This window comes from Streptomyces sp. NPDC059010, assembly GCF_042740355.1.
GTDB lineage: Bacteria > Actinomycetota > Actinomycetes > Streptomycetales > Streptomycetaceae > Streptomyces.
Map to the genome: position 1 here is coordinate 15,318 of NZ_JBHYJA010000031.1, position 22,654 is coordinate 37,971.

19 protein-coding genes and 3 tRNA genes are annotated in these 22,654 nt (G+C 69.1%); 8 read left to right on the plus strand and 14 right to left on the minus strand.

What is annotated here, in order from left to right:
• Positions 1-5: 5 nt before the first annotated feature.
• From ACFWYS_RS29620 to ACFWYS_RS29630, 3 genes are all read right to left on the minus strand, one after another.
• On the minus strand, positions 6-239 hold the full coding sequence (locus tag ACFWYS_RS29620; RefSeq protein WP_384775409.1) for a hypothetical protein: 234 nt from the start codon (positions 237-239) through the stop codon (positions 6-8).
• A gap of 171 nt (positions 240-410) precedes the next feature.
• Positions 411-1,538 (minus strand): ParB/RepB/Spo0J family partition protein, encoded by a 1,128-nt coding sequence (locus tag ACFWYS_RS29625; RefSeq protein ID WP_384775412.1) that lies wholly within the window; start codon positions 1,536-1,538, stop codon positions 411-413.
• 431 nt (positions 1,539-1,969) lie between these two features.
• Positions 1,970-2,146, minus strand: a complete 177-nt coding sequence (locus tag ACFWYS_RS29630; protein WP_384775415.1) for a hypothetical protein — start codon at positions 2,144-2,146, stop codon at positions 1,970-1,972.
• A gap of 228 nt (positions 2,147-2,374) precedes the next feature.
• Between ACFWYS_RS29630 and ACFWYS_RS29635 the strand changes: the two genes are divergently transcribed.
• Both ACFWYS_RS29635 and ACFWYS_RS29640 read left to right on the plus strand, forming a co-directional pair.
• Complete coding sequence (locus tag ACFWYS_RS29635; protein WP_384775417.1) at positions 2,375-2,917, plus strand: hypothetical protein; 543 nt, start codon at positions 2,375-2,377, stop codon at positions 2,915-2,917.
• Positions 2,918-2,922: 5 nt separating this feature from the next.
• The gene (locus ACFWYS_RS29640) at positions 2,923-3,735 is read left to right on the plus strand and encodes a hypothetical protein (protein ID WP_384775420.1); all 813 of its coding nucleotides are present in this window, start codon (positions 2,923-2,925) and stop codon (positions 3,733-3,735) included.
• On the opposite strand, the gene ACFWYS_RS29645 is transcribed toward ACFWYS_RS29640, so the two are convergent.
• Together ACFWYS_RS29645 and ACFWYS_RS29650 are read right to left on the minus strand one after the other, a co-directional pair.
• Positions 3,713-4,705 carry a recombinase family protein gene (locus ACFWYS_RS29645; protein ID WP_384775422.1) on the minus strand — a complete coding sequence of 331 codons (993 nt, stop codon included), beginning with the start codon at positions 4,703-4,705 and terminating at the stop codon, positions 3,713-3,715. The two genes, ACFWYS_RS29640 and ACFWYS_RS29645, sit on opposite strands and share 23 nt — an antisense overlap.
• Positions 4,706-4,807: 102 nt before the next feature.
• Entirely contained in the window at positions 4,808-5,056 is a 249-nt protein-coding gene (locus ACFWYS_RS29650; RefSeq protein WP_384775425.1) for a DNA-binding protein, read from the minus strand.
• Positions 5,057-5,204: 148 nt separating this feature from the next.
• Here ACFWYS_RS29650 and ACFWYS_RS29655 point away from each other — a divergent pair, with 148 nt between their 5' ends.
• Complete coding sequence (locus ACFWYS_RS29655; protein WP_384775427.1) at positions 5,205-7,094, plus strand: tyrosine-type recombinase/integrase; 1,890 nt, start codon at positions 5,205-5,207, stop codon at positions 7,092-7,094.
• Between the two features lie 148 nt (positions 7,095-7,242).
• Here ACFWYS_RS29655 and ACFWYS_RS29660 read toward each other — a convergent pair.
• From ACFWYS_RS29660 to ACFWYS_RS29670, 3 genes are all read right to left on the minus strand, one after another.
• Positions 7,243-7,319, minus strand: a tRNA-Ile gene (locus ACFWYS_RS29660).
• Positions 7,320-7,498: 179 nt separating this feature from the next.
• Positions 7,499-7,571 (minus strand) — tRNA-Asn (locus tag ACFWYS_RS29665).
• Positions 7,572-7,576: 5 nt separating this feature from the next.
• Positions 7,577-7,649 (minus strand) — tRNA-Asn (locus ACFWYS_RS29670).
• 158 nt (positions 7,650-7,807) lie between these two features.
• On the opposite strand from ACFWYS_RS29670, the gene ACFWYS_RS29675 reads away from it, so the two are divergent.
• From ACFWYS_RS29675 to ACFWYS_RS29690, 4 genes are all read left to right on the plus strand, one after another.
• Complete coding sequence (locus tag ACFWYS_RS29675; protein WP_384775430.1) at positions 7,808-8,116, plus strand: YtxH domain-containing protein; 309 nt, start codon at positions 7,808-7,810, stop codon at positions 8,114-8,116.
• Between the two features lie 175 nt (positions 8,117-8,291).
• On the plus strand, positions 8,292-9,743 hold the full coding sequence (locus ACFWYS_RS29680) for an FGGY-family carbohydrate kinase (RefSeq protein WP_384775433.1): 1,452 nt from the start codon (positions 8,292-8,294) through the stop codon (positions 9,741-9,743).
• A gap of 151 nt (positions 9,744-9,894) precedes the next feature.
• On the plus strand, positions 9,895-11,628 hold the full coding sequence (locus tag ACFWYS_RS29685; protein WP_384775436.1) for an ABC transporter ATP-binding protein: 1,734 nt from the start codon (positions 9,895-9,897) through the stop codon (positions 11,626-11,628).
• Complete coding sequence (locus ACFWYS_RS29690) at positions 11,628-13,556, plus strand: ABC transporter ATP-binding protein (protein ID WP_384775439.1); 1,929 nt, start codon at positions 11,628-11,630, stop codon at positions 13,554-13,556. The genes ACFWYS_RS29685 and ACFWYS_RS29690 overlap by 1 nt, the downstream gene beginning before the upstream one ends.
• A gap of 132 nt (positions 13,557-13,688) precedes the next feature.
• Here ACFWYS_RS29690 and ACFWYS_RS29695 read toward each other — a convergent pair whose 3' ends face one another.
• The 5 genes from ACFWYS_RS29695 to ACFWYS_RS29715 form a co-directional block, all read right to left on the minus strand.
• Positions 13,689-15,008: an RNA polymerase sigma factor gene (locus tag ACFWYS_RS29695; protein ID WP_384775442.1), complete on the minus strand. Its 1,320-nt coding sequence runs from the start codon at positions 15,006-15,008 to the stop codon at positions 13,689-13,691.
• A gap of 125 nt (positions 15,009-15,133) precedes the next feature.
• Complete coding sequence (dnaG, locus tag ACFWYS_RS29700; protein WP_384775444.1) at positions 15,134-17,035, minus strand: DNA primase; 1,902 nt, start codon at positions 17,033-17,035, stop codon at positions 15,134-15,136.
• A gap of 29 nt (positions 17,036-17,064) precedes the next feature.
• A complete protein-coding gene (locus tag ACFWYS_RS29705) occupies positions 17,065-18,330 on the minus strand; it encodes an NAD(P)/FAD-dependent oxidoreductase (protein WP_384775446.1) in 1,266 nt (421 codons plus the stop codon).
• Positions 18,331-18,488: 158 nt separating this feature from the next.
• Positions 18,489-19,742 (minus strand): deoxyguanosinetriphosphate triphosphohydrolase, encoded by a 1,254-nt coding sequence (locus ACFWYS_RS29710; RefSeq protein WP_384775449.1) that lies wholly within the window; start codon positions 19,740-19,742, stop codon positions 18,489-18,491.
• A 173-nt stretch (positions 19,743-19,915) separates the two neighbouring features.
• Positions 19,916-20,803 carry a sirohydrochlorin chelatase gene (locus ACFWYS_RS29715; RefSeq protein ID WP_384775452.1) on the minus strand — a complete coding sequence of 296 codons (888 nt, stop codon included), beginning with the start codon at positions 20,801-20,803 and terminating at the stop codon, positions 19,916-19,918.
• A 224-nt stretch (positions 20,804-21,027) separates the two neighbouring features.
• Here ACFWYS_RS29715 and ACFWYS_RS29720 point away from each other — a divergent pair, with 224 nt between their 5' ends.
• A complete protein-coding gene (locus tag ACFWYS_RS29720) occupies positions 21,028-21,714 on the plus strand; it encodes a vancomycin high temperature exclusion protein (protein ID WP_384775454.1) in 687 nt (228 codons plus the stop codon).
• A gap of 152 nt (positions 21,715-21,866) precedes the next feature.
• Here ACFWYS_RS29720 and ACFWYS_RS29725 read toward each other — a convergent pair whose 3' ends face one another.
• Positions 21,867-22,634: an enoyl-CoA hydratase-related protein gene (locus ACFWYS_RS29725; RefSeq protein ID WP_384775456.1), complete on the minus strand. Its 768-nt coding sequence runs from the start codon at positions 22,632-22,634 to the stop codon at positions 21,867-21,869.
• Positions 22,635-22,654: the final 20 nt, after the last annotated feature.

Sequence of the window (22,654 nt, forward strand, 5' to 3'; positions counted from 1 at the left end):
TGCGCTCAGTCGTCGCGTTCGGTCGCGGACTCCTCGCCGGAATCGTTATGCCAGTAGCCGTTCAGTAGCCAGTTGGCAGTGTGAGTCCAGTTCACGCAGTCCAGGTGTCGCCGTTCCTTGTGGGCCTTGTTGGCCTCATTTACCGCTTCCAGCGTGAGCTGTGCGACCGGCCCACGCGGGCTGGCGTATTCGTCATCCGAGGTGAGAGTCCAGACACTCCCCTGGAATTCAATCTCCACTGGAATTCCTTTCCGTTTACTCTTGGTTATATCTTATGACATTCCCAGCTCTATTGGAATTAAATTCGGAGGAAATTCACAACACAAAGCGGGCGCTCCCGGAATTTCGGTCGCGCCCACTCTTCTTTGCTCGGAGAGGAGCGGGGCGCGGCCTCCGCCGCGCCCCTCGTCCTACTTCGCCGCGCTGGCCTTCTTGGCGGGCGTCCGCCGCGCCGGGGCCTTGGCGGTGGCGACATTCCGCGCCGCGGGCTTCGCTGCAGCCTGCTTGGCGGTGGGCCGTGCCTTGGCTGCTGCCTTGGCCTCGCCCTTCCCGGTGGCCTGCGGTTCGGCGGGCTTTTCGGCCGTCTCGGGCTCAGCCTCCTCCGTGTTCTTCGCCGCCGCCTCCTGCTTCACCTCAGCGGCCGCCTTGTTGAACTCGGCTTCCATGGCCCGCTGGATGCCCTGGGCCTTGCTGAGAATGTTCTTCACCATCTGGACCTTGGCGTGCAGGCGGGTGACAACCCGCAGGTGCCGGGCGAGGTCGCCGCCGAGGATGACGGCCAGGTCCTCGGGCTTCTTCTCGGCCAGGTCCTCCAGCAGGGGGATCAGGACCTCTTCCGCCTTGCCGAGGCCGTCCTGGGTCTTTGCCTTGGCCTTCTTCCGCTTCTCCTGCTCCTCGGCCGACGGTGCCTTCTCGTTGGTGAGGGAGGTCTGCTGCTCGGTCATCTTGAGGCCGTTGGCGAAGTGCTGGGCCTCGGCCTCGCTGTCGAAGTCGCCGCGCACGTAGCGCATGGCGGCCACCATCTGGTTGGCGGGGCTGAGCTGGGCGATGTGCCAGGCCAGGTTGTTCTTGATCTGGCCCTTGTTGACCATCTCGGCGACCTCGGGCCGCAGGGTGAGCAGGCCGAGACGCCAGGTGATGTGGGTCTCCGTCTTGCCGAACTGCTTGGCGATCTTGGCCGGGCTCCAGCCGGCCGCCTTGAGGTCGGCATACGCACCGGCCTCCTCCATGACCGTCATGTCCGCGCGGCCGACGTTCTCCGCGATACCGAGGACGTACGCCCGCTCCTCGGCGGCATTCTTGATGATCTTGGCCTCGATCACATCCATGCCGAGGGCCGTGCAGGCCCGCAGCCGACGCTCGCCCGCGATCAGCATGTACGGCGCCTCGACACCCTCAACCGGGCGGACGACGACCGGCTGGAGGAGGCCGTTCTCCTTGATGGTGCCCTTCAGCTCCTCAAGCTTCGCCTCGTCGAAGAACTTACGGGGCTGGTCGGGGTTGGTGGCGATCTCGGAGATCTTGAGGTTAGCGAACATTTTTCCCGCGCCTTTCAATTTCATCGGAAAGCCGTCTTTTGGGCTTTCCCTTTTTCCTTATACTTATATCTTAATCGCATACACATCCAATGCAAGTGGGAATTCTTTTTAATTTCAGGAATTGAATTCCGAATTCTTCGCCCCGACTCCCGCATTCAGCGAAGGGTTGCCCGGGAACGAGGAGAGCCCGCCGCGGCGCCTTGCGCCGTGGCGGGCTCCGCTCCCATCACGCACCCCACTGGCCGCACCGACACGGCCGCTCCTCGCGGGTGGGGCGCGGGGGGTCGGCCACCCGCGAGGAGCAGGGAAGGGCGTCGTTCAGTACGACGCCGCCGGAGCGGGGTCCTGCGGCTGCTGTACCCGTCCGACGCCCAGAACGTACCTGAGCAGATCAAAAATGTCACCTATCTCTAGGGGTGGCGTGAGCCTCCTCAGTCACCTTCCCCCGCCCCCTGGCACGTACCGTCCTGCTCCTCGCGGCGCATCATGGCCATCACTTCCAGCACCGTGCGCACCTCCTTGAGGGCCTTCGCGCTGGCCCCGCCCCGCACTACCCGCGGGGGCCTCTTGGCCAGCTCGGCTATCCGTTGCTCGTCCAGCTCGGACATGAAATCCCTCCCGTAAACGGCAAGCACGTCGCCGCGCCCCGCCCACTGGATGCTTCCGCGCATGCCCGCCTGGCCGCAGGCGTGAGGGATGGCCCGGCGTCCGCCCCGCCCTCCCCAACTCCTTCACGGAAACTATCCAGCAAACCGTATAACCCATCCGACCTGCGATGTAGCTTAAATGTCAAGCAGTACCTATGCATTGGGCATATGCCGGGATGGGGGCGGGACATGGCAGACACCTCGGGTTCGCCCGAACTCATGAGCCTGAGCGCGAAGTTGATGACGTTGCTGCGTCTGCGCCGAGACCCGGACGGGTTCACGCCCAGCGCCCATGACGTTGCAAAGGCGACGTCAGAGTCCCCTCGCAGCAAACCGGTTGTCTCCCATGGTCAGGTCAACAGCCTTCTGAACGGGTCTAGTTGCAACCCCCGGTCATCCACCGTCACCGCACTCTCGCGGGCACTCGACGCCCCGGCCGCGTTCCTGCTATGCGGGCCGGAATGGGACGACCTCACCGCACTGACCGTGTACCGGGAGCAGCCCGCGGCGCGCGAGGTGCTGCGCTTAATGAAGGACCTCAAAGCAGAGGACTTTGTTGAAGTCACGTCGATGCTCAGGAAGATGCGCCGGGATGCGGGACTTCCCGAAGACGTCCCGGCGATCCCCCCACCGCCCCCTGGCGTCGACCAACCCCGTGAAGGCCGCCCGCGTCGCCGCTTGAGCCTGAGCGAAGCCGCTGAAAGGGCAGCGGCTGACCTGGAAGGACGCTGAACCCCTTGAACACCCATCTCTTCAGCGCGAGCGCCCTGCTCATCGCACTCGCCACGGCCGCCTACCTCACCTCCGCTCCCCACCCCTCACCCCAGGAGCCGGACCCCATCACGCGCCGCGCCCGCACCGTGCTGTGTACGGGCGCCTTCTTCAGCGCCTTCCTTCTGGTTCCCCCCGTCGCCGAAGCCGTGGACGAGATCACCGGCCGTGCTGGTGCGGGCGCTCTGCTCAACGCCCTGACCAGCGGGCTGACCATTCTCAGCATGCAGCTCGTGACGGTGAGCTGGTGGCTGCCAACCATCGGCGTGCGCAGAGCCGTTGTGGCCCACATCGTCTTCTACTGCTGCGTCATGGCCGTGCAGGTCTGGGAGTTCCAGTACGTCCGCGCCTCATCCGCCGAGCTGCTCTTCACACACGATGGGGACGGCATGGCGGCAGCCTTCGTACTGACGCACGTCGGCTTCTTGGATGTGATGACCATCGCTGTCAGCCTGCAGTACTTCCTCCTGGCTTATGCCGCCTGGCCGCGCTGGCGCATGGCAGCTGCAGGTCTCGCCGTCTCGGCCGTGGGGACCATGCTGGGTCTGGCGTACGCCGGCACCCGCACCGGACTGACCATCGCCCACCTCGCAGGATGGGCATGGCCGTCTGTTGTGGAGACACACGTTGTACCCATGACCGGCGCCCTGGCGGCGTTCTTCGTCTGCGTGGGCATCACGTTGCCCACGGTCGCGAAGCGGGTCTTCCTGCCGCGCGGCCGATCGGCAACGGGCCGGGCCGCCAAGGACACAGCGGTCAGGCGGATTGCTCTTCTGTAGATGGCGCCGATGTAGATGGCGCCGAGTCCCACACCCGCCATTTCAAGGCCACCCGGTCGGCGTCCACGGTGCGCGAGCCCCTGGACGCCGCCGGGTACACCGCCACCTGCTCCAGCATGAGGACCAGAACGCCCCTCTTCGCGGCCAGCGGCGCGTGCTTCCACCACCGCACCAGATCCGCCACATCACCGACCGGCACGTGCTTGACCTGTTCCAGGAACCGCGCCTTGGCCGCGCCCCCGCGGATCTGCTCGGTCAGCTCCTTGTCGGCCGCCTTGAACGCCTTCGTCGACATCCCCGACCGCGCGTAGTCCTCGCCCAGCTTCTTCTGCCGACGCTTCGAGGCAGCCACCTGCTTGCGCAGCTCCGCCGCCTCAGCCAGCAACCGGTCACGGACCTGCCCGATCAGGGCACTGACCTCCGGCTTGGCCAGCTCCGCCAGCACATTCTCAGCCAGGTAGGTCTCCAGCCGCTCAGCATTGATGCGGACCTTGCCGCACCCACCAGGATGCTGCGCGGTGCTGGGGGGACAGCGGTGGCCGCGGCTCCCCGCGTTCGAAGGCGCGCTGACCAGGGTGGTCGCGCACATGCCGCAGACGCCCAGCGGTCCGGAGAGAAGGTTGTCACGCTGTACAACCGGCTTGCCGTCCGGGCTGCCGGTCTGACGCATCGCGCGGATGGTCAGGAAGTCCTCGGCAGGGATGATCCGGGGACCGCCGCTGTCCACCAGTTCCCCGTCCTCGTTCTCCATCAGGCCGGCAATGGCCGGGTGGTGCAGGATCCTCGCCAAAACATCCGGTTTGAAGGGGTTGCCTTGTGTCGTGCGCCAGCCCCCAGCGTTCACCGCTTCGCAGATATCGGGAAAGCTCTGCTCAAGCAGGCGCCGCGACGCAGCGAGCCGGATGCCCTCCGCCTCACTCTCACGTACGCGGCGATACGCCATGTCCTGAAAGCCGAACAGCCTTGGCACCACTCCGCCCCTTCGCCGATCCTGCTGACCCCTGGTAGTGAGCCACCTTAGCGAAGATAGGTCGCCTTTTTGCAAAAAAGGTGAACATATCGAAAAGGCGCCTCACCCGTGCCGATCACGCTCTACACCGAGCACCTTCCACAAGCCCGCCGTCGGGACCCGCATCGTGCTGCCCAGCAGCAGCGTCCTGACCGGGAACTGCCCGTCCTTGATCAGCTGGTACGCCTTGTTCGGCGAAATCCCCAGCGCCCGCGCAGCAGTCACCACATTGACCGTGGCAGGAAGAGCCAGCAGCTCCTCCAGACCCATCACTCCGGCTGAAGCCTGCCCGCCAGCGTCCTGAGCAGCCATCTCGTTGGTCGCAATCTCCCCCGCGCCAACTTGCACGCGACTTTACATGAGTGTCCGACAACCCCAGCAAGATCGAAACAGATCCCGCTCAACACGCACCGATGCGTGCACACAACGACAGCGGGCCACCACGAACGCAAGGGATCGGATGTTCGAGCCGAGCTACTACCGGCGCTGCCAGTGCAAGGGACAGCTCACAGACGAGGACGGCCAACCAGTCCTCGGCGCCGACGGAGCACCGAAGATCGGGGACATCGGGCTCACCTGCCCGAAGCTCGGGAAGGGACACGGCAAGTGGTACTTCTACTTCAGAATCGAACCCTGCCCGGGCGCCAAGAGCGGAAAGGTCCGACGCGGGGGCTTTGCCACCCGGACAGAGGCCCAAACCAAGGCGAAGGAAACCTACGACGCCCTCAGCGCCGGCACCGACGTCCTCTCCCACGAGAAGTGCGCAGACTACTTCCTCCGCTGGATCAAGGCGAAGAAGTCCCTCGCCCGCACCACCCGCCACGGGTACGAAGAGCACCTGAACAACTACCTGCTCCCCCACCTCGGACACATCAAGCGGCGCGACCTCAAGGTGCGCCACCTCGACCTCATGTACGACGCCATCGACAAGGAGAACGCCGAGAGGATCCTTCACCGCCTCCGCGTCGATCAGCTCCAGAAAGACCGCGACGACGCACACCAAGCCTGGGTGAAGAAGGCCGGCTACGCCAAGCGGGAAGAGCGCCGAGCCGCCCGCCGAGCCTTCCTCGACGCCAACGCAGCCCTCCGCGAAGGGAAGAAGGGCCTGCGAAAGATCACGTCCGCCGCCACCATGCACCGCATCAACGACACCCTCAGCTCCGCCCTGTCCTGGGGGATCAAGCGCGAGCAGGCCTTCGCCAAGAACTGGGCCCAGCTCGTCGAGCTACCGCCCGCCACCCGGCCAAAGCCGCTCGTGTGGACGCCCGAACGCGTCGAACACTGGAAACGCACCGGAGAGAAGCCCGGACCGGTCATGGTCTGGACGCCCGAGCTCACCGGCCAGTTCCTCGACTTCGTCAAGAACGACTGGCTCTACGAGCTGTGGCACTCGTTCATCTTCCTCGGCCCCCGCCGCGGCGAGATGGCCGCGCTGCCCTGGACCGAGGTCAGCACCGACGCACTCTGGCTGCGCATCTCACAGCAGATCGTCGAAGTCGCCTACCAGTTGTACGGCGAGACACCAAAGGCCGAGAGCGTTCGCACCCTCTCACTGAGCCTGGAATCCGGCGACAACCTGATCCGCTTCCGCGCCAAGCAAGAGCGCAAGCGACAGGAGTGGGGCCAGGCCTACGTGGAGACCGGCCGTGTGTGGACCCGCGAAAACGGCGAGGAATTGCACCCCGACTGGATAAGCCGCCGCTTCGCACGCCTCGTGGAGCTATCCGGACTTCCTCCAGTGCGTCTCCACGATCTTCGGCACCTCGCCGCCACCCTGTCCCTGCTCGCCGGAAACGACATCAAGGTGGTCCAAGAGAAACTCGGCCACTCCTCCCGTCAGATCACCTCCGACACCTACACCAGCGTGCTGCCCGAGATGATGCGGGCCGAGGCCGAATCGGTCATGGCCGTCGTCCCCCGCGACATCGCCTTCGACATACGCACCCCGCTAGAGGTCCCAGAGGAGACCTGGCAGGACGGCCTCGCGGTCCTCCTCGCCCACGGCGCACGGCAGCCGGACGGCACCTGGGCCGTCGGAGCACAGACCCGCCCCGATGCCGATCTCCTCGGCATGGTCACGCTCACCGGCCACAGCCAGGACGACGCCGCCAACGCGGCCGTCAGATGGATACGCGATCACTGCGCCGCGAACAACCTGGAACTCGTCCGCGTCGAGAACTTCAACGACCGCTACTCCGAAGAGCAGCGGCCGGACTTCTCGCTGACGCGCTTCACGGTCAGCCGCTCGCAGGACCCCAGCCTGGACACCTGGGTGCTTCCGACAGGCCTGCCGACCACGACACGGAGCCGCTCCCGCCGCCCTGCGAACAGCCGCCGCAAGGCGGCGTGATGGCCCCTGCGTCCCCTGATCCGGTCCCGTGTCCCCTGTATGTCCCCTGGATCTTGGTCTGAACAGCAGAACGGGGGCCACCACTTTCGAGTGGTGACCCCCGTCGCGACGTTTGCGCAGGTCGGATCGTTTCTTCCCGCGTAGCAAGTGGTGGGGCGGGTGGGACTCGAACCCACGGCCGACGGATTATGAGTCCGCTGCTCTAACCGGCTGAGCTACCGCCCCATAGCGGCGTGTCGCGTACAAGTGTGCGCGCCGTCTGCCGCAGCATAGCCGCTCATACGATCTCCTGCTTCGTATGGTCGACTTCGCCTGCCCTGAAGGACTCCGCCACGACCTGCACGGTTCCCACGACAGGTGATCAGACATGAAAAAGGACCCCTGAGGGGTCCTCGTTCAGCATGCTCCCCCGACTGGACTCGAACCAGTAACCTGCCGGTTAACAGCCGGCTGCTCTGCCAATTGAGCTACGGAGGACCGAGCTCCCCCGACTGGACTCGAACCAGTAACCTGCCGGTTAACAGCCGGCTGCTCTGCCAATTGAGCTACGGAGGAATGCCTCGTTGCATCGAACGTACCTACCTGGGTATTCGCCAGGGGGCGTGCGCTCGCTGCGACACATACATTAGCGCAAGCAGGGGGGTGCTCCGCCAATCGGTTCCCCCCGGCGTCGACGCCGCACCAGGGACCTACGCAAGGGAAGGGTGGCCGCCATGCGCTACCGGCTCACGTTCGCGATCGGACTCGCTGTCGGTTACGTCCTCGGGACACGCGCCGGACGCGAGCGCTACGAGCAGCTGAAGAAGTCCGCTCGCGACTTCGCCCAGAACCCCGCGGTCCGCAACACCGCCGAGTCGGCGGCACAGCAGGGCCGCCACTTCGCGGGCAAGGCGTACCACACGGTCAGCGAGAAGGTCGGAGACCGAGTCCCGGAATCGGTCGCCCAACGAGTCCGCAGCCTCCGCGAACGCAGCGCCCACAACGGAGGCGCAGAGGACGACTGGGGCACCAGCAACACATGACAGCACCTCTGCTGCGCCGGGCACCGCAACGCCGCCAGGGGCGCGGGCTGTATCGATCTGCGGCTCCGCCGCGTGGGCGCGACCAGCCCCCACACACCCCGCACCCGAAACACGACCCGCATCCCTACGGCGCCCACGGCCCAAGCCAGCGCAGCGCTACGGCACAATTTGGGCCATGGGGATAGTCGCCGGGCTGGACAGTTCGCCCGATTTCACTCGCATCGTCGTCTGCGACACGGACACAGGCGCCGTGCTCAGGCAGGGGTATGCCTCGCACCCGGTGGAATCGCCGGACGGCGGCCGCCCCTCCGACATCGATCCGCAGGCCTGGCTGCTGTCCCTGGGCGAGGCGGCGGGCGGTGGGCTGCTCGAAGGTGTGCAGGCCATCGGCGTGTCGGCGCAGCAGAACGCATTGGTCCCGCTCGACGCGCAGGGCAACACTGTGCGCCCGGCGATGGTCGGCGGCGACAAGCGGGCGCAGGTCGCGGCGGCGGATCTGATCGACGCGCTGGGCGGGCGCGAGGCCTGGGCGCAGGCCGTGGGGTGTGTGCCGCAGGCCGCGCAGCCGGTGACCAAGCTGCGCTGGCTGGCCAAGACCGAGCCGGAGAACGCCGTACGCGCCGCCGTGCTGATGCAGGCGCACGACTGGCTGGTGTGGCAGCTGCTCGGCCGGCCCGTGAGAAGGACCACAGATCGGGGCGGTGCCTCCGGGACGGGCTACTGGTCGGCGGCGACCGGCACCTACCGCGGCGATCTCGTCGAGCTGGCACTCGGCCATCAGGCGATGCTGCCCGAGGTGATCGGGCCCGCTGAAGCGGCCGGTACGACTCCCGAGGGGCTCCTGATCTCCGCGGGGACCGGCGAGACCATGGCCGCCGCCTTCGGGCTCGGCATCGGACTGGGCGACGCCGTGGTGTCGCTCGGCGCGTCCGGGTCCGTGATGGCCGTCCATCCCGAGGCGCTCGTCGACAGCAGCGGGATGATCACCTCGCTGGCCGACGCGACCGGCATGCACCTCCCGGTCGTCACGACCCTCAACGCCGTACGCACCCTGCGCGGCACCGCCGAACTCCTGGGCATGCCCGACCTGGAGAGCCTGTCCGACCTGGCGATGAAGTCGACGCCGGGCGCGCACGGGCTCGTACTGCTGCCGTATCTGGAGGGTGAGCGGACGCCGCACCTGCCGCACACCGCGGGGACGCTGGTGGGGCTTCGGCGGGAGTCGATGAAGCCGGAGCATCTGGCGCGGGCGGCGTTCGAGGGCATGCTGTGCGGGCTCGCGGACGCGCTCGACGTGCTGCGCGGGCGGGGTGTCGAGGTGCGGCGGATCTTCCTGCTCGGGGCGGTCGCCGAGCTGTCGGCCGTGCAGGCGGCGGCGCCCTCGCTGTTCGGGGTGCAGGTCGTCGTACCGCAGCCCGCGGACTACGCGGCGATCGGCGCCGCCCGGCAGGCGGCCTGGGCGCTCGGTGTGTCGCAGGGCAGCCTCGACCCGCGTACCCCGCCGGTCTGGCAGGGTGCGGCCGCGCAGGTCCTGGAGCCCGGCGAGGAGCTGGCGGTGGGGCAGGCGGTGCGGCAGCAGTTCGTGTCGGTCCGGGAGCAGACGCATCCGGGGGCGTTCCGGCCGTAACGGAACGTAAGAGACCGGTAGGAGTCGTACCCATAAGGCCGTACGAAGCCCCGCCGACGGGTTAATCGGTTGAAGTAACGCCGCGTGAGTGTTCGACGATAGGGGCCAAGGGCAACCGATCGCCCCTTAAGTCGGCTCCCAGAGGAGCAGCGTGCTCATACAACTTCTGCGGACCTACCTCAGGCCCTACCGGAAATCCATCACCTGGCTGGTGCTGCTGCAGTTCCTGCAGACCTGCGCCACCCTCTACCTGCCCACGCTGAACGCGGACATCATCGACACCGGCGTCGTCAACGGCGACACCGGCTACATCCTGTCCCACGGCGCCCTGATGATCGGCATCTCGCTGGCGCAGGTCGTGTGCAACATCGGTGCCGTCTACTACGGCGCGCGGACCGCGGCGGCGCTCGGCCGGGATGTGCGGGCGGCCGTGTTCGACCGGGTGCAGTCGTTCTCGGCCCGGGAGGTCGGGCACTTCGGCGCGCCCTCGCTGATCACCCGTACGACCAATGACGTCCAGCAGGTGCAGATGCTGGCGCTGATGACGTTCACGCTGATGGTGCCGGCGCCCATCATGTGCGTGGGCGGCATCGTGCTGGCGCTCGGCCTGGACGTGCCGCTGTCCGCGGTGCTGGTCGCCGTGGTGCCCGTGCTGGGCGTCAGCGTGGCCTTGATCATACGGCGGCTGCGGCCGCTGTTCCGGACCATGCAGGAGCGCCTCGACACGGTGAACCGGGTGCTGCGTGAGCAGATCACCGGCAACCGGGTGATCCGGGCGTTCGTGCGCGACGAGTACGAGCAGCAGCGGTTCCGGAAGGCGAACACCGGGCTCACCGAGATGGCGATGGGCACCGGCAGGCTGCTCGCGCTGATGTTCCCGATCGTCATGACGGTGGTGAACCTGTCGTCGATCGCGGTGGTGTGGTTCGGGGCGCACCGGATCGACAGCGGCGGGATGCAGATCGGTGATCTGACCGCGTTCCTCGCCTATCTCATGCAGATCGTGATGTCCGTGATGATGGCCACCTTCATGTTCATGATGGTGCCGCGCGCGGAGGTGTGCGCCGAGCGGATCCAGGAGGTCCTGGACACCGAGTCGAGTGTGGTGCCGCCGGTCGCGCCGGTGCGTGAGCTGCGCCGGCACGGGCATCTGGAGCTGCGGGGCGCGGGCTTCGGCTATCCGGGTGCCGAGGAGCCGGTGCTGAAGGCGATCGACCTGGTCGCGCTGCCGGGTGAGACGACGGCCGTGATCGGGTCGACGGGCAGTGGGAAGTCGACGCTGCTGGGGCTGGTGCCGCGGCTGTTCGACGCGACCGACGGCCAGGTACTCGTGGACGGGGAGGACGTGGCGGCCGTCGATCCCCAGCTGCTGGCGAAGACCGTCGGGCTGGTGCCGCAGAAGCCGTATCTGTTCGCGGGGACGGTGGCGACCAACCTGCGCTACGGCAACCCGGACGCGACGGACGAGGAGCTGTGGCACGCGCTGGAGGTGGCGCAGGCCAAGGAGTTCGTGGAGCGGCTGGAGAACGGGCTGGACTCCCCCATCTCGCAGGGCGGCACGAATGTCTCCGGTGGTCAGCGGCAGCGGCTCGCGATCGCCCGCACCCTCGTGCAGCGCCCGGAGATCTACCTCTTCGACGACTCCTTCTCCGCCCTCGACTACGCCACCGACGCGGCGCTGCGTGCGGCGCTCGCGCGGGAGACCGCCGAGGCGACCGTCGTCATCGTCGCCCAGCGGGTGGCGACCATCCGGGACGCGGACCGGATCGTCGTGCTCGACGAGGGCCGGGTCGTCGGCACGGGCCGGCACCACGAGCTGATGGCGGACAACGAGACGTACCGGGAGATCGTGCTCTCCCAGCTGACGGAAGCGGAGGCTGCCTGATGGCCGGGCCCATGGGACGGATGATGGCCGGGGGCGGTCCCGATCAGCGCTCGCTGGACTTCAAGGGGTCCGGCAGACGGCTCGTCGCGCGGTTCAAGCCGGAGCGGCTCACGGTCGGCGCGCTGCTGTTCTGCGTGTTCATGAGCGTGGGGCTTTCGGTCGCCGGGCCGAAGATCCTCGGCGCGGCCACCGACCTGGTGTTCGCGGGCATCGTCGGGCGGCAGTTCGAGTCCGGGACGAGCAAGGAGCAGGTTCTCGCGGCCATGCGGGAGCGCGGCGACGGCGAGATCGCCGACATGCTGCGCAGCACCGACTTCACACCGGGCGAGGGCATCGACTTCACCGCCGTCGGGGAGGTGCTGCTGTTCGCGCTCGTCGTGTTCCTCGTCGCCGGTCTGCTGATGGCGGTGGCGACGCGGCTGGTGAACCGGGCCGTGAACCGCACGATGTTCCGGATGCGCGAGGACCTCCAGGCGAAGCTGTCGCGGCTGCCGCTGTCGTACTTCGACAAGCGGCAGCGCGGTGAGGTGCTGTCCCGGGCGACGAACGACATCGACAACATCGGGCAGACCCTCCAGCAGTCGATGGGGCAGCTCATCAACTCGGTGCTGACCATCATCGGTGTGCTGGCGATGATGTTCTGGGTGTCGTGGCTGCTGGCGCTGGTCGCGCTGGTGACGGTGCCGTTGTCGTTCGTTGTCGCCACGCGTGTGGCCAAGCGGTCGCAGCCGCACTTCGTGCAGCAGTGGCGGTCGACCGGCAAGCTCAACGCGCATGTCGAGGAGATGTACACCGGGCACACCCTGGTGAAGGTGTTCGGGCGGCAGGCGGAGTCGGCCCAGCAGTTCGCCGAGCAGAACGACGCGCTGTACGAGGCGGGCTTCAAGGCGCAGTTCAACAGCGGTGCGATGCAGCCGCTGATGCTGTTCGTGTCGAACATCAACTATGTGCTGGTCGCGGTGGTCGGCGGGCTGCGGGTCGCGTCCGGCGCGCTGTCGATCGGCGACGTGCAGGCGTTCATCCAGTACTCGCGGCAGTTCTCGATGCCGCTGACGCAGGTCGCGTCGATGGCGAACCTCGTGCAGTCGGGTGTCGCCTCGGCCGAGCGGATCTTCGAACTCCTGGACACGGAGGAGCAGGAGGCGGATCCGGTGCCGGGGATGCGGCCGGAGGAGCTGCGGGGGCGGGTGGCGCTGGAGGGGGTGTCCTTCCGGTACGACCCGGAGAAGCCGCTGATCGAGGACCTGTCGCTGGCGGTGGAGCCGGGGCACACGGTGGCGATCGTCGGCCCGACGGGCGCCGGCAAGACGACGCTGGTCAACCTGCTGATGCGCTTCTACGACGTGTCGTCCGGCCGTATCACCCTCGACGGCGTCGACATCGCGCGCATGTCCCGGGACGAGCTGCGGGCCGGGATCGGGATGGTGCTGCAGGACACCTGGCTGTTCGGCGGCACGATCGCGGAGAACATCGCGTACGGGGCGTCCCGCGACGTCACCCGGGGCGAGATCGAGGAGGCCGCGCGGGCCGCCCATGCCGACCGGTTCATCCGTACGCTGCCCGACGGGTACGACACGGTGATCGACGACGACGGGGCGGGGGTCAGCGCGGGTGAGAAGCAGCTGATCACCATCGCGCGGGCCTTTCTGTCCGACCCGGTGATCCTGGTGCTGGACGAGGCCACGTCATCGGTCGACACCCGTACCGAGGTGCTGATCCAGAAGGCGATGGCGAAGCTGGCGCACGGGCGTACGTCGTTCGTCATCGCGCACCGGCTGTCGACGATCCGGGACGCGGACACGATCCTCGTCATGGAGAACGGCTCGATCGTGGAGCAGGGCGCGCACGGTGAGCTGCTCGCGGCCGACGGGGCGTATGCGCGGTTGTACAAGGCGCAGTTCGCCCAGGCGGTGGCCGAGGTGGACTGAGCGGGGCTGGCGGCTGCGGGCCGGTGGGGGTCGGTCGCGCAGTTCCCCGCGCCCCTGAAGGGGCGTCAGCTGCACGCACCCAAGGGGCGCGGGGAACTGCGCGACCAGCCCTCACCGGACCCGCAGACGGCCTCAGTCCAGGTAACCCCTCAGCTGATCCGCGAAGGCGTGGTCCCGCAGCTTGTTGAGCGTCTTCGACTCGATCTGCCTGATCCGCTCCCGTGTCACGCCGAATATGCGGCCTATCTCCTCCAGGGTGCGCGGGCGGCCGTCGGCGAGGCCGTAGCGGAGCTGGACGACCTTGCGTTCACGTTCGCCGAGGGTCGACAGAACCGCTTCCAGGTGTTCGCGCAGCAGCAGGAACGCCGCCGACTCCACCGGCGATGTCGCGTCGCCGTCCTCGATCAGGTCGCCGAGGGCGACGTCGTCCTCCTCGCCCACGGGCGCGTGCAGCGACACCGGTTCCTGGGCCAGGCGCAGCACCTCGCTGACCCGCTCGGGCAGCAGGTCGAGGTGGGCGGCGACCTCTTCCGGCGTCGGCTCGTAGCCGCGTTCCTGCAGCATGCGGCGCTGGACACGGACGACCCGGTTGATCAGTTCGACCACATGGACCGGCACCCGGATGGTGCGGGCCTGGTCGGCGAGGGCGCGGGACATGGCCTGCCGGATCCACCAGGTGGCGTACGTCGAGAACTTGTAGCCACGGGCGTAGTCGAACTTCTCGACGGCCCGGATCAGACCGAGGTTGCCCTCCTGGACCAGGTCGAGCATGGTCAGCCCACGGCCGACGTACCGCTTGGCGACCGACACGACGAGCCGCAGGTTCGCCTCGATCAGGCGCCGTTTGGCCATCCGGCCCATGACGACCAGACGGTCCAGGTCGAGGGCCAACTGGCTGTCCAGGTCGGGGGTGTTGATCAGTTTCTCCTCGGCGAACAGGCCGGCCTCGACCCGGCGGGCGAGTTCGACCTCCTCGGCCGCGGTGAGCAGGGGGATGCGGCCGATCTCCCGCAGGTACTGGCGGAAGAGGTCCGAGGACGGGCCGCTGGTGTCGGCGCGGCCCCGGGCGGGCAGCGGCGCCTCGACCGGTTCGGCGACGTCGGGGGCGTCCAGCGCCTCGGCGGGCGGCTCGGCGGGCTCGGGCGGGGCCTCCGCCTCCGGCTCCGTCTCCGTCTCCGGGTGGTGCGCGACACGGCTCTGCGGCGGCACCGCGACCAGAACGTCGGTCTCGGCGTCCGGCTCCGTGGCGTCCGTACTGCTGTCGGTCTGGATAAGGGTCTGGGTCTGCACGGGGGCGACCTCCAGGATGATCGCTGCCGAGGCGTACGGCAGCGCTGCTTCGAGGGCGGAGTCGGCGGCCTTGCCGCTGTCCGTCCCGTACGCGATGAGCGGAACCGCGGGGGTGTGGGACCCGTGGGGAACGGATCGGCCGCGCTCCGAGGACTCAGGCACCGGAACCCAGTGTGGAGTACGACACATAGCCGCCACGAGGGGCGTGCGGTGACTTTTTGAGTCCGGTCCGTGACCGACCGGTTACTCAGGCCGTTTGACCATCGGACTCACGTACGAGGACCGGCTCACAAAGCCGCGGCTCCCCGCTCCCGCAATGCCTGGTCGTACTGCTGCAGAACCCACAGTTCGTTCTGTACGGCGGCCAGTTGGGCCGGGTCGCCGCCCGCGCCGAGGCGGGTCAGCTGGCTCTGGACGTCACGGACGCGGCGCTCCACGGCGCGGCGGCGGACGGTGACCAGTTGTTCGCCGGCGTAGTTCTCGTCGACCGTCCTGCGCATGATCGCCTCGACGGCCAGCTCCGTGACCATCGCACGGACCTGGTCGTCGGGGGCCGCCTCGCGGACACGGACCAGGTACTCCTGCGAATCCTGGATGCCGTACTCCGCGCCGGACGCGTCCATGATCGCCTGGCGTACGGCGGCGTAGGGCGCGGCGGTGAACTCGTCGACGCCGTACGCGTCGAACGCCGGGGAGACCAACTCGGGGCGCTGCAGGGCGAGTTTGAGGAGTTCGCGTTCGGTGGCGTAGACGGGGTTGCGCAGCGTCAGGGCGGGGCCGGAGGCGCGGGGCGCGGGGGCAGCGTCGTACGGCTGCTGCGGGCCCCGGGACGTCGGCGCGCCCCTGCCGCCCCGGTCCCGGGCCCAACGCGCCAGCTGCGCCACCCGCTTGACCACGAACTGGGTGTCGAGGATGCCGAGCATGCCCGCGAGCTGGACGGCCACCTCGTGCTGGGCGCCGCTGTTCTTGATGCGGGCGACGATCGGCGCCGCCTCGTCCAGCGCGGACGCGCGGCCGGCCGGGGTGTCGAGGTCGTAGCGGACGACGATCTGGCGCAGCGCGAACTCGAACAGCGGCGTGCGGGGTTCGACCAGGTCGGAGACCGCCTCGTCGCCCTTCGCGAGCCGTAGTTCGCAGGGGTCCATGCCGTCGGGCGCGATCGCGATGTACGTCTCGGCCGCGAACTTCTGGTCGTCCTCGAAGGCGCGCAGGGCGGCCTTCTGGCCGGCCGCGTCGCCGTCGAAGGTGAAGATCACGCGGGCCGAGCCGTTGTCCATCAGCAGTCGGCGGAGGATCTTGATGTGGTCGCCGCCGAAGGCCGTGCCGCAGGTCGCGATGGCCGTGGTGACGCCGGCCAGGTGGCAGGCCATGACGTCCGTGTAGCCCTCGACGACGACCGCGCGGCTGGCCTTGGCGATGTCCTTCTTCGCGAGGTCGATGCCGTACAGGACCTGGGACTTCTTGTAGATCGCGGTGTCGGGGGTGTTGAGGTACTTCGGGCCGTTGTCCGCGTCGTACAGCTTGCGCGCGCCGAAGCCGACCACCTCTCCGCCGATGTCGCGGATCGGCCACATGAGGCGGCCCCGGAAGCGGTCGATCGGGCCGCGGCGGCCTTCCTGCGACAGCCCGGACAGGAGCAGTTCCTTGTCGGTGAAGCCCTTGCCGCGGAGGTAACGGGTGAGGTGGTCCCAGCCCTGGGGGCTGTAGCCGACGCCGAAGTGGACCGCGGCGGCCTGGTCGAAGCCGCGCTCGGCGAGGAAGATCCGTCCGGTGTCGGCCTCGGGGCTGGTGGCGAGCTGCTCGGCGTACCAGTCGGCGGCGATCTTGTGGGCCTCGACCAGGCGGATGCGTTCGCCGCGCTGGTGGGAGGGGTTGTAGCCGCCCTCCTCGTAGCGCAGGGTGATGCCGGCCTGGGCGGCGAGCCGCTCGACGGCCTCGGAGAAGGAGAGGTGGTCGACCTTCATCACGAACGTGATGGTGTCGCCGCCCTCCTGGCAGCCGAAGCAGTGGAAGAGTCCCTTGCTCGGGCTGACCTGGAAGGACGGCGACTTCTCGTCATGGAAGGGGCACAGCCCCTTGAGGTTCCCGCCGCCCGCGCTGCGCAGCTGGAGGTACTCGGACACCACGGAGTCGATCGGGACCGCGTCCCGTACCGCCTTCACGTCCTCGTCGTTGATCCGTCCTGCCACGCGTGAATTCTAAGCGGGCGGACTGACAGCTACGGGACGAGGTTTTCGAGCGGAACGTGCGGGTCCGCCAGGGTCTGGGTGTTCACCTGTGCCTTCGAGCGGATCAGCTGCTGGATGGGCTCTGTGACGTCCCACACGTTCACGTTCATCCCGGCCAGCACCCGGCCGTCCTTCACCCAGAACGCGATGAACTCCCGCTTCCCGGCGTCCCCGCGGATCACCACTTCGTCGTACGTCCCCGGCGGCGCCCACCCGCTGTACTCCATCCCCAGGTCGTACTGGTCGGAGAAGAAGTAGGGGACGCGGTCGTAGACGGTGTCCTGGCCGAGCATCGCCCGGGCCGCCGCCGGGCCGCCGTTGAGCGCGTTGGCCCAGTGCTCCACGCGCAGCCGGGTCTCGAACAGGGCGTGCGGGAAGGAGGCGACGTCGCCGGCGGCGTAGATGTCGGGGTCGGAGGTGCGCAGCCGTTCGTCGACCACGACGCCGCGGCCGTGGGGGCGGTCGGCGATCTCCAGCCCGGCCGCCTCCGCGAGGCCGATGCGCGGGGCCGCGCCGATCGCCGCGAGGACGTCGTGCGCGGGGTGCTCCTCGCCGTCGTCGGTGCGGGCCGCCAGCACCATGCCGTCCTGGCCGACGATCTCCGTCAGCCGCCGGCCGAAGTGGAAGCGCACGCCGTGCTCGCGGTGCAGCTCGGCGAAGACGGCGCCCAGCTCGGGGCCGAGGACGCCGTGCAGCGGGGTCGGGTTGTGCTCGATGACGGTGACCTCGGCGCCGTACTCCCGGGCCGCCGCCGCGACCTCCAGGCCGATCCAGCCGGCGCCGGCGATCACGATGTGCCCGTTGTCCCGGCCGAGCGAGGCGAGGACGCCCTTGAGGCGCTCGGCGTGCGCGAGGCGGCGCAGATGGTGGACGCCGGCCAGGTCGGTGCCGGGGATGTCCAGGCGGCGCGGTTCGGCGCCGGTGGCCAGCAGGAGCTTGTCGTAGTGGACGAGGGTGCCGTCCTCGCCGAACCGCACGGTCTTCGCCGCGCGGTCGATCGCGTCGACGGTCTGGCCGAGGTGCAGCTCGATGTCGTTGCGCGCGTACCAGGCGGGCTCGTGCACGAAGACGCTGTCGCGCTCCTCCTTGCCGAGGAGGTAGCCCTTGGAGAGCGGCGGCCGCTCGTACGGGTGGTCGCGCTCGTCGCAGATCAGTATCACCCGCCCGGTGAAGCCCTCCGCGCGGAGCGTCTCGGCCGCCTTCGCGCCGGCGAGTCCTCCTCCGACGATGACGAATGTCTGATCCGCGTCGACCACTTGATGCCTCCTCGTAAACGTGCCGCCACATGCGAGCGTCCCGCACGCAGCGTGATGCGGGAAGAGGGGGTGACCCGATCAGGCCACGCAGGGTCACTTTCGAGTGCCCGTTCGCCTCCTGTGTCTCATCTGTCGCGCGCGGGTGACGGCATCGGCGCTCACGGCCGCTGGGTGAGCCGCGCGTGCAGGGCGCGCGCCGAGGCGTCCGTCAGGGACGCGATCTGGTCGACGATCACCCGCTTGCGGGCACGGTCGTCGGCGGCCGCGTCGAACAGCGCGCGGAACTGCGGGTCCAGCCCGTCGGGGGCGCGCGCGGTGAGCGCCTCGGCCAGTTCGGCGACCACGATCCGCTGGTCGGCGCGGAGCCGCTCCTGCTCGGCGCGCTGCATGACGTACCGGTCGGCGACCGCCTTGAGGACCGCGCACTCCAGACGGGTCTCGCGCGGTACGACGAGTTCGGCGCCGTAGCGGGTGAGCCGGCCGTCGCCGTACGCCGCGCGGGTGGCCCCCTCGGCGGCCAGGCAGAAGCGGCCGATCAGCTGGCTGGTGGCGTCCTTGAGGCGGGCCTGCGCCACGGCCGAGCCGTCGTAGCCGTGCGGCCACCAGGGTTCCTCCTGGAGGCGGTCGAGCGCGGCGGCCAGTTCCGCCGGGTCGGTGTCCTCGGGGACGTACCGTCCGATGGCGACCGCGAAGACGGCCGCGCGTTCGGGCTCGGCGTGCAGGCAGTTGGGGTCGATGTGGCCGGCGTGCAGGCCGTCCTCGACGTCGTGCACCGAGTACGCCACGTCGTCGGACCAGTCCATGACCTGGGCCTCGAAGGTGGTGCGGGTGCCGGGGGCGTCCTTGCGGACCCAGTCGAAGACGGGGCGGTCGTCCTCGTAGACGCCGAACTTCGGGGAGTTCGGGTCGGTGGGGTGGGCGCCTCGGGGCCAGGGGTACTTGGTGGCGGCGTCGAGGGTGGCGCGGGTGAGGTTGAGGCCGACGGAGCCCTCCGGGGTGAACCGTTTGGGTTCGATGCGGGTGAGGAGTCTCAGGGACTGGGCGTTGCCCTCGAAGCCGCCGCAGTCCTCGGCGAATTCGTTGAGGGCGACTTCGCCGTTGTGCCCGAAGGGGGGGTGGCCGAGGTCGTGGGAGAGGCAGGCGGCTTCCACGAGGTCGGGGTCGCAGCCGAGGGCTGCGCCGAGTTCTCGGCCGACCTGGGCGCATTCCAGGGAGTGGGTGAGGCGGGTTCGGGGGCTGGGGTCCCAGGCGTTGCTGTGGGTTCCTGGTGTGACGACCTGGGTTTTGCCGGCGAGCCTTCTCAGAGCGGCGGAGTGCAGTACGCGGGCGCGATCACGTTGGAAGGCCGTGCGGCCTGGGCGTTTGTCGGGTTCGGGGGCCCAGCGTTCGACTGCCGACTCTTCGTAGTACATGCACCGACAGTACGGGCAGACACTGACAAACGGAGGGCTGTGTTGCGCCTACTCGTCTGCCGGAATCTGTTGTGTCGCGAGTGCGGGTTGTGTGTGGCTTGTCGCGCCCACGCGGCGGAGCCGCAAATCGATACAGCCCCGCGCCCCTGGAGGGCGCGTTCCTGCCCGGCGTTCTAAGCCGACGCCAGTTCCGGTGCTGCCGTGGCCGGGATCGCGAGCATCCGGTCGTAGCGGTGGAGGAGCAGGCGGGCCATCGCCGGGTGGGTGCCCAAGGGGGCCGACGCCATCCACGGGGCCGCCTCCGCGCTCTCCGTCGCGAAGCGGCCGGGGGCCGTGAAGTACGACGCCACCGCGACCCTTGTGCGGCCCCGTGCGGCGAGAGCCTGGATCGCGTCCGGGACCGTGGGGGCCGCCGTCGTCGCGTAGGCCGGGATGACCGGGACGCCCAGGCGGTTGGCGAGGAGGTGGGCCGTGCGGGAGGTGTCGACCTTCGACTCGGGGTCGCGGGAGCCTGCCGCCGCGAGGACCACGGCGCTGGTGCGGCGTGTCGCCTCGTCCATGCGGGTGCGCCAGCCCGCCTCGACGAGGCGGGAGTAGAGGGCCTCCACCAGCAGGGGGTGCGGGCCGAGGGCGCCGGCCACGCGTGCGCGTACCCGCGACTCGGCGGCCATCTCGGGGATGTCCCGCTTGATGTGGTAGCCGCGGCTGAGCAGGAGGGGGACGAGGATCGCCGCGCGGTCGCCGAGGGCGGCGAAGGTGTCGGGGAGCAGGGGCTCGTTCAGTTCTATGTGGCCGAGGTGGACCGGGAGGCCGGGGCGCAGCTCGCGGACCTTGTCGAGGAGCGCGCGCACGGTGCTCAGGGCGCGCGGGTCGCGGCTGCCGTGGGCCACGACGACGAGCGCGGGAGGTTCCGGGCGGCGCCGGCCGTCGAGCGCGACGAGGCTGAGCTGGCTGGCGAGCTGGCTGCTGATCCGGTTCATGAGGTGCGCCGTACTGTCGAGGTGGGCCCCCGGGCCGGGGCGGGTCGTGGACTCGTCGTGAAGAGGGTTCGACGCCGTCATGAACCGATGGTGGCGGCGGCACGTTGCCGCCCCGTTTCACAGGAGTGACGGGTTCTTACGCCGGGTTCACGCCACGGTGCCAGGGCATTGTGAGGTGGTGTGACCTGCGGCTTCGCGGAATGAAGTGAAGCTGGTCACGTTGCGTACGGTGAACCGCCGAGGGCGACAGGACGTCCCTGAGTGTCGAGGGCGGGCCGTGAGCCGCCCCGGGGAGGGACTGTCCGATGCGTCTGCCGAAGCCGCGCCGACCGAGACTGCCGCGCACCCGTACCGGGCAGCGGCGGCTGGTACAGGCCGTGATGGCCGGGTGCGTGCTGGCGCTGCTGCCGGCCACCTGGATGTACGTCGTGACCGGTGACCGGCTGCGCACCACGGCCGACGTGCCGCGCACCGACGTCGCCGTCGTCTTCGGTGCCGGGCTGTGGGACGGCGAGCCGTCGCCGTATCTCGCCCACCGGCTCGACGCGGCGGCCGAGCTGTACCGCGCGGGGCGGATCGAGGTCGTCCTCGTCACCGGTGACAACAGCCGGGAGGACTACGACGAGCCCGACGCCATGCGCGCGTATCTGACCCGGCACGGTGTGCCCGACTCGCGGATCGTGAGTGACTACGCCGGTTTCGACACCTGGGACTCCTGTGTCCGGGCCAAGGAGATCTTCGGGGTCGACAGGGCGGTGCTGATCAGCCAGGGCTTCCACATCCGGCGGGCGGTCGCGCTGTGCCAGGAGGCGGGGGTGGCGTCGTACGGCGTCGGGGTCGACGCCAAGCATGACGTGACCTGGTACTACGGCGGTACGCGGGAGCTGTTCGCGGCCGGCAAGGCCGCCCTGGACGCCGTGTTCGAGCCGGATCCGAGGTTCCTCGGGTCGAAGGAGCCGGGGGTGGCGAAGGCGTTGGCGGCGGAGCGGTAGCGGTAGCGGCGCCCGGTACTGCGCGTACGAGTGCTGAGCCGGGGCGTCGTCCTCTGGCCGAGGACGGTCCCTGAACGGGTGGGAGTGGGGCGCCCTTGCCCCGCTCCCGCCCTCCGCATGTCCGGAGCCCGGTCCCGGCCTCGGCCTCAGCCTCAGCGTCCGGTGAAGCGCGGCCGGCGTTTCTCCAGGAACGCCGCCATCCCCTCCTTCTGGTCGTCGGTCGCGAACAGGGCGTGGAACACCCGGCGTTCGAAGAGGATGCCGTCGCGAAGCCCGGTTTCCAGGGCCCGGTCGACGCACTCGCGGGCCGCCGTGACCGCCGCGCGGCCGTACGAGGCGATCGTCGCCGCCGCCTCCAGGGCCTCGGGCAGGACCCGGTCGTCGGGGACCACCCGGGAGACAAGTCCGCAGCTGCCGGCCTCCCGTGCGTCCATCGTGCGGCCGGTGAGCACCAGGTCCATCGCCTTCGCCCGGCCGACCAGCCGGGTCAGGCGCTGGGTGCCGCCGATGCCGGGGATCACGCCCAGCTTGATCTCCGGCTGGCCGAAGACCGCCGACTCCCCCGCGATGACCAGGTCGCACATCATCGCCAGCTCACAACCGCCGCCCAGCGCGAAGCCGTTGACGGCCGCGATCTTCGGGGTGTGCAGGGCCGCGAACTCCTCCCAGGCCCCGAAGTAGTCCTCGGCCGCCATCTGCGCGGCCGTCCTCCCCGCCATCTCCTTGATGTCGGCGCCCGCCGCGAACACCCGCTCCGAGCCGGTGACGACGAAGCAGCCCACCTCGGGGTCGGCGTCCAACGGGCGCAGGGCGTCCAGGAGTTCGGCCAGCAGGTCGCCGCTCAGCGCGTTGAGCACCTGCGGGCGGTGCAGGCGTACGGTCACCACGGCGCCGTCGCGCTCGATCTTCAGGTTGTCCATGAGTGCCTCCAGGTTCCTCG